Origin of the sequence: Paramagnetospirillum marisnigri (assembly GCF_001650715.1) — a bacterium.
In the GTDB taxonomy this organism is placed as follows: domain Bacteria; phylum Pseudomonadota; class Alphaproteobacteria; order Rhodospirillales; family Magnetospirillaceae; genus Phaeospirillum; species Phaeospirillum marisnigri.
In genome coordinates this window covers 64590-76627 of sequence record NZ_LWQT01000077.1, presented here as the reverse complement: position 1 = coordinate 76627, position 12038 = coordinate 64590, and the positions used below count along the sequence as shown (strand labels likewise).

Annotated in this window: 11 protein-coding genes; 3 read left to right on the top strand and 8 right to left on the bottom strand. The window is 67.2% G+C overall.

All coding sequences use genetic code 11. From position 1 onward, the window contains the following. Both pth and ychF read left to right on the top strand, forming a co-directional pair. Complete coding sequence (gene pth / locus A6A04_RS14695) at window positions 1–708, top strand: aminoacyl-tRNA hydrolase (protein WP_068494162.1); 708 nt, start codon at window positions 1–3, stop codon at window positions 706–708. Window positions 709–712: 4 nt separating this feature from the next. Continuing rightward, window positions 713–1816 carry a redox-regulated ATPase YchF gene (gene ychF, locus A6A04_RS14690; RefSeq protein ID WP_068494159.1) on the top strand — a complete coding sequence of 368 codons (1104 nt, stop codon included), beginning with the start codon at window positions 713–715 and terminating at the stop codon, window positions 1814–1816. Between the two features lie 96 nt (window positions 1817–1912). Here the strand turns inward: ychF and ccoG are convergent, their stop codons facing one another. Both ccoG and A6A04_RS14680 read right to left on the bottom strand, forming a co-directional pair. Further along, window positions 1913–3358: a cytochrome c oxidase accessory protein CcoG gene (gene ccoG, locus A6A04_RS14685; protein WP_068494157.1), complete on the bottom strand. Its 1446-nt coding sequence runs from the start codon at window positions 3356–3358 to the stop codon at window positions 1913–1915. Between the two features lie 239 nt (window positions 3359–3597). Further along, window positions 3598–4974 (bottom strand): SLC13 family permease, encoded by a 1377-nt coding sequence (locus A6A04_RS14680; protein WP_068494155.1) that lies wholly within the window; start codon window positions 4972–4974, stop codon window positions 3598–3600. Window positions 4975–5095: 121 nt separating this feature from the next. Here A6A04_RS14680 and A6A04_RS14675 point away from each other — a divergent pair, with 121 nt between their 5' ends. Next, on the top strand, window positions 5096–5740 hold the full coding sequence (locus A6A04_RS14675) for a GntR family transcriptional regulator (protein WP_068494153.1): 645 nt from the start codon (window positions 5096–5098) through the stop codon (window positions 5738–5740). A 144-nt stretch (window positions 5741–5884) separates the two neighbouring features. On the opposite strand, the gene A6A04_RS14670 is transcribed toward A6A04_RS14675, so the two are convergent. From A6A04_RS14670 to A6A04_RS14645, 6 genes are all read right to left on the bottom strand, one after another. Next, window positions 5885–6988: a hypothetical protein gene (locus tag A6A04_RS14670; RefSeq protein ID WP_068494150.1), complete on the bottom strand. Its 1104-nt coding sequence runs from the start codon at window positions 6986–6988 to the stop codon at window positions 5885–5887. 60 nt (window positions 6989–7048) lie between these two features. Further along, window positions 7049–7957 (bottom strand): SAM-dependent methyltransferase, encoded by a 909-nt coding sequence (locus tag A6A04_RS14665; protein ID WP_068494149.1) that lies wholly within the window; start codon window positions 7955–7957, stop codon window positions 7049–7051. 129 nt (window positions 7958–8086) lie between these two features. Continuing rightward, window positions 8087–8947 carry a lysophospholipid acyltransferase family protein gene (locus tag A6A04_RS14660; protein WP_068494146.1) on the bottom strand — a complete coding sequence of 287 codons (861 nt, stop codon included), beginning with the start codon at window positions 8945–8947 and terminating at the stop codon, window positions 8087–8089. A gap of 139 nt (window positions 8948–9086) precedes the next feature. Then, window positions 9087–10064, bottom strand: coding sequence for a tetraacyldisaccharide 4'-kinase (lpxK, locus tag A6A04_RS14655; RefSeq protein ID WP_068494144.1), 978 nt, complete (start codon window positions 10062–10064; stop codon window positions 9087–9089). Continuing rightward, window positions 10051–11331, bottom strand: a complete 1281-nt coding sequence (locus tag A6A04_RS14650; protein ID WP_068494142.1) for a 3-deoxy-D-manno-octulosonic acid transferase — start codon at window positions 11329–11331, stop codon at window positions 10051–10053. Before A6A04_RS14650 ends, lpxK begins: the two co-directional genes overlap by 14 nt. Continuing rightward, window positions 11328–12038, bottom strand: coding sequence for a lysophospholipid acyltransferase family protein (locus A6A04_RS14645; protein ID WP_068494141.1), 711 nt, complete (start codon window positions 12036–12038; stop codon window positions 11328–11330). The genes A6A04_RS14650 and A6A04_RS14645 overlap by 4 nt, the downstream gene beginning before the upstream one ends.

Genomic DNA, 12038 nt, shown 5'->3' with positions numbered 1-12038 from the left:
ATGCCGCTGCTGGTGGTGGGACTGGGCAATCCCGGGCCCCAATACGCCAGGAACCGGCATAATATCGGCTTCATGGCGGCGGACGAACTCGTCCGCCGCCATTCCTTTTCTCCCTGGCGCTCCAAGTTCCAGGGCGAGGTGGCGGAAGGCTCTATCGGGGGCGAGAAGGTGCTGGCGCTCAAGCCCCAGACCTTCATGAACCTGTCGGGGCAATCCGTGGCGGCGGCGGCCCGCTTCCTCAAGATCGCCACCAGTGACATCATCGTGCTGCATGACGAGCTGGACATCGCGCCCGGGCGTCTGAAGGTCAAGCGCGGCGGCGGCGCCGGGGGGCATAACGGCCTCAAAAGCATCGACGCCCATCTGGGCGCCGACTATCGCCGGGTGCGGCTCGGCATCGGCCATCCCGGCGACAAGGCGCTGGTGTCCGGTTTCGTGCTGCACGATTTCGCCAAGGCCGACGAGGCCTGGATCACCCCACTGCTGGACGCGGTGGCCGAGAGTTTCCCGCTGCTGGTCGGTGGCGACGATACCGGGTTCATGACCCGTGTCGCCCATCTGACCGCGCCGCCCAAACCGAAGAAGGAGAAGGCGCCGGAAGCCACGACCCAACCGGCGGCCGCTTCAGAAAATCCGCCGTCCCCATCGGGCGGCTCCCTGGCCGAAGCCCTGAAGGCGGCCATGACCCGATTCACCAGGAAGGACTAGTCCCATGGGTTTCAACTGCGGCATCGTCGGCCTGCCCAATGTGGGCAAGAGCACCCTGTTCAACGCCCTGACCTCGACGGCGGCGGCCCAGGCGGCGAACTATCCCTTCTGCACCATCGAGCCCAATGTGGGCCGGGTCGCGGTGCCCGATCCCCGGCTGGACAAGCTGGTGGTGATCGGCAAGAGCCAGAAGGAAATCCCCACCCAGCTGGAATTCGTCGATATCGCCGGTCTGGTGCGCGGCGCCTCCAAGGGCGAGGGGCTGGGCAACCAGTTCCTGGCCAATATCCGCGAGGTGGACGCCATCGTCCATGTGCTGCGCTGTTTCGAGGACGGCGACATCACTCATGTGGAAGGCAGCGTCGATCCGGTGCGCGATGCCGAGACCATCGAGACCGAGCTGATGCTGGCCGACCTGGATTCGCTCGAGCGCCGCATCGTGCCGCTGGAGAAGAAGGCCAAGAACGGCGACAAGGAGGCCAAGGCCCAGGTCGACGTCATGGCGCCGCTGCTGGCGGTCCTGCGCGAGGGCAAGCCCGCCCGCAGCGTGACCTTCGATTCCGAGGAAGAGCGCCGCATCGCCAAGACCCTGGGCCTGATGACGGTCAAGCCGGTGGTCTATGCCTGCAATGTCGACGAGGCCTCGGCCGCCACCGGCAACGAATTCTCCGAGCGGGTGGCCAAGTTCGCCGCCGCCGAGGGCAACAGCTCGGTGGTGATCTCGGCCGCCATCGAATCCGAGGTGGCGCAACTGGCCTCGGAGGAGGAGCGCAAGGAGTTCCTCGAGACCCTGGGGCTGGAGGAGACCGGCCTGGCCCGCGTCATCCGCGCCGGATACGAGTTGCTGCACCTGATCACCTTCTTCACCGTTGGGCCGAAGGAGGCGCGCGCCTGGACCCTGCAGAAGGGCTGCAAGGCGCCCCAGGCCGCCGGTGTCATCCATACCGATTTCGAACGCGGCTTCATCCGCGCCGAAACCATCGCCTATGCCGATTTCATCGCCTGCAACGGCGAGGCCGGGGCCAAGGAAGCGGGCAAGATGCGGCTGGAAGGCAAGGAATACGTCGTCCAGGACGGCGACATCTTCCACTTCCTGTTCAATGTGTAGGGGGCGCCACCTCTGTCACCGTCACCCTCGGGCCTGACCCGAGGGTCCATGGATGGCCGGGACGACGCCCGGCCATGACGGATAAGGGGGGCTCCCTTACTTCTCCGGCCCGGCGAACAGGCTTTCGCTCTTGACGGTGCGGCTGGAGCCTTCCAGCACGAAGGTGATGGGCAGGCTCTTGGCCGTCACCTGGGCGGCGGGCACGGTGACATAGATACGGAACGAACCGACACTGTCGCGGGAAACCTGCAATTCCGCCTTGGTGGCGTTGGTCTCGCCGCCGACCACGTCGAGGGTGGCGCCCTCCAATCCCGCCAGGGTCAGGCGGAAGGTGCGGTCCTCGGCCTTCATGTTCAGGATCTTGTAGACATAGCCGTTGCGGATGGAACCGTCCGACATCTGGACATAGAGCGGCGCGCGCTCGTGCAGGATGTTGACATCCACATCGGGGCGCGACACCAGCCGCGCCAGCATGATGGAGGCCACCAGCACCAGGATGCCGCCATAGACCAGGGTGCGCGGCCGGATGATGCGATACCGCCCGGCGCCGCCCTTGCCTCGGGCCTCGATATTGGCGCTGGAATCATAGGCGATCAGGCCGCGCGGCAGGCCGTAGCGGTCCATGACGCTGTCGCAGGCGTCGACGCAGAGCGCGCAGCCGATGCAGGCCAACTGGTTGCCCTGGCGGATGTCGATGCCGGTGGGGCAGGCCTGGACGCAGGAGCGGCAATCGACGCAATGGCCGCGACCCTCGAAGCTTTGGCCCTTATAGGCGGGTTCGCCCTTGCCGCCGCGCCAGGCCTCGTAGGTGACGATCAGCGAATGTTCGTCGAACATGGCCGCCTGGAAGCGGGAATAGGGACAGAGATAGACGCAGACCCGCTCGCGGGCGAAGCCGGCCAGCAGGAAGCAGAAGCCCCCGATGACGAAGATGGTGCCGTAGGTGGCGGTGGAGGCCTGGCCGGTGAAGATGTCCCGCAGCATCGCGAAGGCGTCGCCGAACCACAAGGTGGCGCCGATGCCGCAGGCGGCCGATATGACGATCCACGACGCCATGACCAGGGCGGTCTTGCCCAGCTTGGCCGCCGACCACGGCTGGCGGTCGAAGGCGATGCGGGCGTTGCGGTCGCCGACGATCTGCTTTTCCATCCACACGAACAGATCGGTATAGACGGTCTGCCAGCACAGGAAGCCGCACCACACCCGACCCGCCAGGGCGCTCATCAGGAACAGGGAGATGGCGGCGATCAGCAGGATGCCGGTCAGGTAATAGACTTCCTGCGGCCAGATCTCGATGAACAGGAAATAGGCCCGGCGACCCGGCATGTCAATCAGGATGGCCTGGTCGGGCGCCCCCGGCCCCCGGTCCCAGCGCAGGAACGGCGCCAGATGCCACCAGGCCAGGGTCAGGGTCATGGCCCACCACTTCAGCGAGCGGAAGGTGCCCTTCACCGCGCGGGGATAGGCCTTGCCGGTTTCCATGTAGACGGGAACCTCACCTTTATGCAGGGGGCGGGTTTCCGTGGAGGCCGAGCTGTCCATGGGTCAGGTTCCTGAATTTATATTAGACCCATACAATATTGAATCCATTCCGGAATGTCTCGGGTTTTTCCCGCATGCATGGGCTGCCCGGTCTTGTGTGAGTAAGTCACTTGCCTTCTTGCGGTCCCTCAATAGCCGGGCGGGATGCGTCCCGCATCCCCTTGGCTTTCGCGGCACGAGCCGCGTCGGCCCTTGGCCGCAATTCCTCGCCGCCGCCTGCCGCCGACGGCTCGTCGGGGCTACAGCCAGCCCAGCAGCCGCCACCACAGGAAATCCAGCGGCAGCAGGACGAAAATGGTGATGGCGCCCAGCCACAGGCACAGGGTCTGGGCGGGACCCAGCCGCTCGCCACCCAACTGCATGGCCACCACCAGCGGTGCCGACTGATAGGGCAGGATGGGATTGGAGAAGCCCAGCACCTGGCTCATCACCACCGCCTCGATGGGCAGGCCCGAGGCCTTGGCCATCTCGCCCGCCAGCGGCGTCAGGACCGCCGGTCCGCCGGGCAGGGTGGTGACCATGCTGACCACGGTGGACATGGTGGCCAGGCTGGCGAAATTGGTGGCCGGGCTGTCGGGGGCCAGGGGCAGCACCGCCAGCATGGCCTCGGCCAGCCGGATTCCCAGGCCGGATTTGTCCACCACGGCGCCCAGTCCCATGATGCCGGCGACGTAGAACAGGGACGCGTAATTGATCTGTTCCTGAAAGGCCTTGCGGTCCACCAGTCCGATCACCGGCATCAGCAGGAGGGCGGCGGCGGCCATGCTGACCCAGGCCGGGCTGACATGATGGACAAAGTCGGTGGCCCACAGCAGCAGGGCGGCTCCCAGCAACAGGGACAACTGGCGTTCGGCGCCGCTCATGGGCCCCAGGGATTGGGGGGCCTCCCCCGAGAGTTGGGGGGTGTCGGGCCACAGCTTCACGATCAGCGGGATCATCACCGCCGTCTTGAGGAAGCCCAGCACCGGGAAATGCAGCAGCAGATACTCGCCATAGCTGGGGCTGTAGTGCCACAGGGTCTCGGCGGCGCCGACCATGACCAGATTGGGGACATTGGCGGGCAGCACCGCGAAGGTGGGGACATGGCAGCCGAAGGCGGCGGCCAGGACCAGGCCGAGATGGCCGTTGCTGCCCGGCTTGAAGCCGTAGCGGGCGGCCAGGCTGAGCGCAATGGGCATCAGCAGGATGGCGCGGCCCATGGAGGACGGCATCAGGAACCCCATGGCGACTCCCACCAGGGTCACGCCGGTGATGATGCCCCAATAGCTGGAACCGAAGGCGCGTCCCAGCCTCGTGGCGATGCGGTTGCCCAGGCCGGTGGACTTGACCGCCACCCCCATGACCAGCCCGCCGAAGATCAACCACAGCGCCGCCGATTCGAAGCCGCCGAACACCACCGCGGCGGGCGCCACCTTCAACAGCATGGCCGCCGTGAAGAAGAACACCGCCGTGATGGGCTCCGGCACCACCCCGGTGGCCCACAGCCCGATGGCCGCCACCGCCAGGGCCAGGGCGCGGGTCTCGGCGCCGGGCAGCGGCTCGACCGCCAGGATCAGCAGGCCGCCGATCAGGGCGGCCCAGGCCACCAGTCGGGGCAGGGTGAGATGTCGGAGCATGGCGGGCGCCCTTCGTGATCATTCGTGTTTCATGTTACGTGATACGTTATTCCTGTTTGCGTCCGGACGCAAGCTCGGTCAGAATCAAATTTCCCTCTCAACCCTGCCATGGCGACCTGTCGTGAAGCCCCTGCAAAAGACCAATCTGGCGGAACAGGCCTATGCGGTGATCCATCGCCTGCTGCTCGACGGCGGCGTGGCCCAGCCGGGCGACAAGATCAGCGTCGAGGATCTGGCCCGGCAGCTGGGCGTCTCGCGCTCGCCGGTATGGTCGGCCATGGCGCGGCTGGAGGCGGAGCGCATCGTCGAGATTCGCCCCCGCCAGGGCGTGTTCTTCATCGGCTTCAATCGCGACCGGCTGATGGAGATTTTCGCGGTGCGCGAGGTGCTGGAAGGGGCCGCTGCCCGGCTGGCGGCGGAACGGGCCGATGCCGAGACGGTGGCGCGGCTGCGCGAGTCCATCACCCGCCAGCGGGCCGCCACCCGGCCGGGCTGCCAGAAGGAATACGCCGAGGAGGCCACCCGCTTCCATGTCCTGCTGGCGCAATTGGCGGGCAATGTCACCATGGCGGAGATGATCGAGCGGCTATGGGCCCAGACCCAGGCCATGTGCATCCGTCCCGAGGCCAAGCGGGCCATCCTGGATGAACGGGTGGACGAGCACGCCCGCATCGTCGATGCGGTGGAACGTCACGACGGCGATGGTGCCGAGGCGGAAACCCGCCACCACATCCGGCGCATCGCCGCCGAGGTCTATAATCTGTGAGGGTCGGCTAAAGTCTGTCGAAGTCTGGTGGAGTCGATCTTTCCTTTTCGTCACCCTCGGGCTCGACCCGAGGGTCCATGGATGGCCGGATCAAGTCCGGCCATGACGATGAAGGAGAACGCCTCCACAAAACTCAAGCAGACCCTACCGCTTGACCGAGGCCAGCCATTCGTCCACCGCCGGGGTCATGGCCTTGCAGGTCAGGGCGCAGGAGGTCATCAGCTTGTCCTTCTCCTGGCTCATATGGATCAGGCTGTCCACCTGCTTGCGCAGGATGTCCTTGGCGAAGGCGGGGATGGAGAGAAGCTGGGGCAGGCGCGGACCAAAGGCGGTCTTCAGCCCGTGGATCATCACCTCGACCTTGTCGATGTTCAGGCGCTGAATCTCGGCCAGATTGTCGGCGGCGATATAGCACAGCACATCGCCGAAAATCTTGATCACCGATTTGTCCAGCGCGGCGCAGACATTGAAGAAGGCGGTGTCGCGGGCGAAGAACGCCCAGGCCTTGTCGCCCAGGGTCTGGCGATAGAACTGGTACATGTCCTTGTTCCACACCGAGATGCCGTGGATGGCCTGGGGCCGGTCGGCCAGGATGGCGGCGAAATCGGCGCCGACCGCGGCTTTGGCCTTTTTCAGCTTTTCCGCGTCGAAATGGGAGACCGCCTCGATATGGGCGATGGAGGGCAGGGCGACGATGTCTTCCCCGATCTCGATGATCTGGGGATAGGACAGCTTGGTGCGATAGGCTTCCAGCAGCGGCAGTTGCCAGCCGAAGGCGATATAGCGCGACAGTTCCCGGACCTTGCGCTCCTCCACCGGGTCCACCGCCTGACGCTCCACCTGCTCGGTCTTCTTGATCAGGCCGAACATGCTGGTCTTGGTGATGGTTTCGGTGATGGTCTCCATGGGCTTGTCGGCCTCGAAGATCTTCTTGGCGCAGGTGCGGACCAGCAATTGCTGAATCTGGCCCAGGCTGACACCGCAGACCAGCGGCGTGGCCTCGTCGCGCACGGGGGCGTCGCTCGCGGCGGGGCGAACGATGTCGTCCACCAGATCGCGCTTGGCCTGGAATGTCTTGATGAAGGATTCCAGGACATGGGGGTCGGAAATGATCTGTTGATAGACGATGGCGCCGTCGACGGCGCCCGCTTCCTGGAAGCGGGCCAGGACTTTCTTCAAGCCGTCGATGATCGCCCGCTTGGTGTCGGTGTCGATCTCGACCGGAGGGGGAAGAACTGCTATGGCCATAAAGCCCTCAAACCATTCATTTTGCCCGAACCCACCACAGGTTTACTCCCAAGGATATAATCAGGCAAGGGCAGGGGTGATGCGCATCCAGGTCAGTTCATGCTTGTTGTGGGAAAGATGCAAGAGCCGCGAGCCGGGAATGGCGGCAAAGCGTTGGGCGGTGGCATGGTCGGTCTCACCCTGGAATTTCAGGGTGCAGATGAAATTGCGCGCCAGACCGCTGTCGAGCCAGCGTTCCACCAGCCGCAACAACCGCTCGGGGTAGCAGATCACGTCGGAGCACAGCCAATCCACCGGGCCGATTCCGCCGGGCTCCAGGCCGAAGGCGCTTTCCTGGCGGCACTCCACATTGGGCATGGCGGCGATGGCGGGCGCCAATGGCGCCTTGTCGACGCTGATCACCCTTGCGCCGGTGGAGGCCAGCACCCAGGTCCAGCCCCCCGGGCTGGCGCCGAGGTCCAGGCAGGTCTGGCCGGGCCTGGGCATCTCGCCCGCCAGGGTCAGGGCCTCCCACAGCTTGAGATAGGCCCGGTTGGGCGGGGCGTGGCGGTCTTCAATAAAGGCGGCCTCGCCATTGGGAAAGGGGCTGGAGCAGCGGGCCGAGGCCAGCACCGTATTCTCGTCCAGCCAACAGAACGAGCCCAGCGGCGCCGTGGGCGCGGGCTGGCCGAACTCCAGCGGCTTGGCCGAGACCTTGGGCAGCTTGTCCACCAGCAGGGCGGTGCGGCGGTGCAGGTGGAATTCATGGGGCCACCAGTTGCGCTGGATGGCTTTCAGCGCCTTGGCGGCCTCGCCGATGGAGGCCACGTTCAGGCGCTGGGGCTCCAGCCAGATATTGGCGGCCCAGGCGGCGGGGCGCGGCGGCCCCTCGGCCAGCAGCAGCCGCCCGTGCTCGGCCATGACCTCGCCCAGTTCGGCCCGCAGATCGGCCTCGAAACCCGGTGCGGCCAGATAGGCGGTGAATGTCATGACAAGGCCCCCACCCCGACCCTCCCCCGGCTTGGCCGGGGGAGGGAGCAAGAGATAGGAACCCTCCCCCGGCTTGGCCGGGGGAGGGAGGGGCCCGCGAAGCGGGAGGGAGGGGGCGTACTCACAGCATCAATCCGGCCAGCGCCGATGCAGCCACAACCATTGCGCCGGACGCTCGCGAATCCATTGTTCCAGCAGGGCGTTGATGCGGATCAGCAGCAGCCGGTTGTCGTCGTGGGGATCGCCGGTATGGGGGAAATCCAGGGGCGGATAGACGGTGAGGCGGAAATGGGCGCCCTTCAGCCGCTCCACCCGGGCGGGCACCAGCGGACACTTGAACTTGGTGGCGAAGGCGGCCTGGGCCGGGGCGGTCATGGCGTCGCGGCCGAAGAAGGGGATGGGAATCCCGTCATTCATCTTCTGGTCCACCAGCATGCCGAGATGGCCGCCATTTTTCAGCACCATCAGCGCCTGGCGCGCCCCTTCCGGCCCTTTCTGGATCAGGGCATCGGCGGCATCGGCCCGACCCTTGCGGTAGAGATCCTCGACCCAGGGATTGTTGGCGGCGCGATAGACCAGATGCAGCGGCAAGCCGTATACGGCCGCCACCGCGCCGTTCAGCTCCCAGTTGCCCACATGGCCCGAGATGAAGATGCCGGGCTGGCCGTCGTCGCGCAGCAGGTCAATATACTGGGTGCCGATCAGTTCGACCCGCTCGCTGGCGATGGTCTTGAGATGGGGGAACTCGCCCGCCACCCGGCCGAGATTGTCCCACATGTCATGAATGATGGACTCGATCTCCGCCTCGGTCTTGTCGGGAAAGGCGGCGCGAAGATTGCGCCGCGCCACGCGGGTGGCCCGCAGCCACGGCCCCAGGGTGCGACCAAGCCATCCCCCGGTCGCCGAGGCGGCATCCAGCGGCAGCAGGCCGAACAGCGCCCAGATCAGGCGGGCTCCCAGGGCTTCCAGGCGTTGGCGCAGGCGCTTCATCTCAAGCGTCCCGGAGTTGTCTTCCCGAGCATCAGCGAGGGATATCCGCTTGGCATGACCGAGCCGGTTCCGACCCGCCGGATCAGGATGAGATCCCTCCGTCCTTCGGTCGTCGGGATGACATCGTCGTAATTGGTGGTCAAGCTTTCACTCCAATGCGGTCGAGCAGGGGAGTTAGCAGATGCGGCTGCTCCCAGTCCAGCGCCACCGGCAGAACCGCGACCCGCTGGCGCAGGTCGGCGGGCAGGCGGACGCGGTCCTTGGCGGTGGTGATGGCCAGGGCTTCGTTGGCCTCGGCCTCGGCCAGCAGGTCCTCGATCTCGGCGCGCTCATAGGCGTAGTGATCGGGAAAGGCGGTGGTGGTCACCAGCCGGGCGCCGCAGGACTTCAAGGTCTCGAAGAATTTCTCGGGCCGCCCGATGCCGGCGAAGGCCACCAGCTTGCGGCCCATCAATTCGGCGCCTTCCGGTCCCGGCACCAGCCGCGCCCGCAGCACCGGCACCCCGGCGGCCTCGGAGCGGGCGGCAACGCCGGTGCGGTCCTCGCCCACCAGCACCACGGCATCGGCGCGGGCCAGCCCGCGTTCGGGCGGCTCGCGGCAGGGACCGGCGGGGATGGGACGGCCGTTGCCGAAGCCATAGGCGCCATCCACCACCACCAGCGACAGGTCCTTGGCGATGGAGCCGTTCTGGAAGCCGTCATCCATGATGATGAGGTCGGCGCCCATTTCCACCGCCGCCACGGCGCCGTCGGGGCGCCAGCGGGCCACCCAGGTGGGGGCCTCGGCGGCCAGCAGCAGCGCCTCGTCGCCCACCCGCACGAAGTCGTGGCGGTCCAGGTCGACGGCACGCGGCCCCACCTCGGAACCGCCATAGCCCCGGGTCAGCAGGTGCGGCTTGCGTCCGGCGGCCAGCAGGCGCCGGGCCAGGGCGATCACCACCGGTGTCTTGCCCGCGCCGCCCGCCACGATATTGCCGACACAGATCACCGGTATGGCGGGGCGGTATTCCTCGGCCCGCTCCAGGTTGCGGGCCACCGCCCAGGCATAGACCGCGCCCAGCGGCGCCAGGGCGGCGGCCACGGCGTTGTCGCGATGCCAGAAGTCAGGGGCGCGCATGACGCTTGTCCAATCCGCCGAGCAGGGGGGCCAGCGCCGCCTCCACCTTGTCCAGCACCCCGGCCTCGGCCTCGGTCCAGGCCAGGGCGGCGGCTTTCAGGGACTGGGTGCGCTGACGATCGGCCAACAGACCGCCCACCGCCAGGGTCAAGGCCTCGGCATCGGCGACTTCGGTGGCGGCTCCCGCCGCCCGCATGGCGTCCACCATGTCGGGGAAATTGTCCATGGCCGGGCCGAACAGCACGGCGCAGCCCATGCGGGCGGGTTCGAACGGGTTCTGGCCGCCGCCCACCGCCAGGGACTTGCCGACGAAGACGATGTCGGCCAGCCGGTAGAACAACCCCAGCTCGCCGATAGTGTCGGCCACATAGATGTCGGTGGCAGGGGCCAGCGGCTCATGGGCCGAGCGCAGCGCCACCGTCAGGCCGAGGCGGCGCAACTCCGCCGCCACTTCGGCGCCGCGCGGGGGATGGCGGGGCACGATCAGGGTCAGCAGGCCGGGAAAGCGGGCGGCAAGGGCGGCGTGGACCTGGGCGCAGAGGACTTCCTCGCCGGGATGGGTGCTGGATGCCAGCCAGACCGGCCGCCCGGCCATGGTATGGCGCAGCCGCTCCAACTCGCCCGGATCACAGGGCAGCGGTGGCACCGCGTATTTCAGATTGCCCAGGCAGCGGGCGGCGGGGGCGCCCAGGGCGGCCAGCCGTTGGGCGTCGCCCTCGGTCTGGGCCAGGCACAGTTCGAAACCCGACAGCAGCTTGCGGATGAAGCCGGGCACCGTCTTCCACCCGGCGAAGGATTTCGGCGAGACCCGGCCCTGGACCAGCACCAGCCGCACGCCGCGCCTGCGGCTTTCCGCCAGCAGGTTGGGCCAGAACTCAGATTCCGCCCACAGCGCCAGGTCGGGCCGCCAGTGGTCGAGGAAGCTCCGGACATAGGCCATGCGGTCCACCGGCACGTATTGGTGCAGGGCGCCCTTGGGCAGCCGCTGTTCCATCAGCCGGGCCGAGGTGACGGTGCCGGTGGTGACCAGCACGTTCAGCCCCCGGCCGCACAGCCGTTCGATCAGCGGCAGCATGGAGAGCGATTCTCCCACCGAGGCGCCATGGACCCAGACCAGCGGACCGGCCGGACGCGGCCGGGCGGGGCGGCCGAGGCGTTCGGCGAAGCGGGCGGAATCCTCCTTGCCGCGACGCTTGCGCCGTTCCAGATACAGGCCGATCAGCGGCCCGCCCAGGGTGGTCAGGCCCTGGTAGAGGCGGTGCATCATGCTGTCGCCTCCGGTTCGGCCGGTTCGGGGCTTTCCACCCCCATGCGGCGGTCGGCGTCAAGGGTGATGGCGTTCAGCGCCGTCTCGACCTCCAGCCGCTTGGCCTCCAGCCCGGCCTCGTCGGCATCGCGGGGCACATGGATGGGCTCCGCCCAGACGAAAACGCCCTTCGAGAACGGCAGCGCCACGGCGAAACGATCCCAACTGCCGAGCAGTTTGCGCTTCTCGGTGGCGAAGGTCGCGCACAGGATCGGCACCCCGGCGAGGCGCGCCACATTGACGATACCCGACGACGCCCGCATGCGCGGCCCCTTGGGGCCATCGGGGGTGATGCCGACGCATTCGCCCCCTTTCAGGAATTTCAGCATGGCGCGCAATGCGGCGCTGCCGCCCCGCGTGGAGGAGCCCGCCACGGTCTCGATGCCGAAATGGGCGACGGTGCGGGCGATCAACTGGCCATCGCGGTGCTGGCTGATCAGCATGTGGATGGGAATCGAAGGCCGCCAGCTCTTGGGCATCATCAGGATGCGGCCATGCCAGAAGGCCAGGATGAAGGGCTGGCCAGCATCCCACAGCGCCCGGGCATGGCCGTCATTGACCACCTGCCAGCGTCCGCTGAGATGGACGAAGCGGATATAGAGCGAGCCGAGCCAGCACAGCAGGCCGCGAAGGGATTCGCTCTTGCCGATGCGCTTGGCCAGCCCCAT

Coding starts and splice junctions, on each gene's coding strand:
- pth (WP_068494162.1), top strand. CDS start 1: ATGCCGCTGCTGGTGGTGGGACTGGGCAATCCCGGGCCCCAATACGCC.
- ychF (WP_068494159.1), top strand. CDS start 713: ATGGGTTTCAACTGCGGCATCGTCGGCCTGCCCAATGTGGGCAAGAGC.
- ccoG (WP_068494157.1), bottom strand. CDS start 3,358: ATGGACAGCTCGGCCTCCACGGAAACCCGCCCCCTGCATAAAGGTGAG.
- A6A04_RS14680 (WP_068494155.1), bottom strand. CDS start 4,974: ATGCTCCGACATCTCACCCTGCCCCGACTGGTGGCCTGGGCCGCCCTG.
- A6A04_RS14670 (WP_068494150.1), bottom strand. CDS start 6,988: ATGGCCATAGCAGTTCTTCCCCCTCCGGTCGAGATCGACACCGACACC.
- A6A04_RS14665 (WP_068494149.1), bottom strand. CDS start 7,957: ATGACATTCACCGCCTATCTGGCCGCACCGGGTTTCGAGGCCGATCTG.
- A6A04_RS14660 (WP_068494146.1), bottom strand. CDS start 8,947: ATGAAGCGCCTGCGCCAACGCCTGGAAGCCCTGGGAGCCCGCCTGATC.
- lpxK (WP_068494144.1), bottom strand. CDS start 10,064: ATGCGCGCCCCTGACTTCTGGCATCGCGACAACGCCGTGGCCGCCGCC.
- A6A04_RS14650 (WP_068494142.1), bottom strand. CDS start 11,331: ATGATGCACCGCCTCTACCAGGGCCTGACCACCCTGGGCGGGCCGCTG.
- A6A04_RS14645 (WP_068494141.1), bottom strand. CDS start 12,038: ATGGGGCTGGCCAAGCGCATCGGCAAGAGCGAATCCCTTCGCGGCCTG.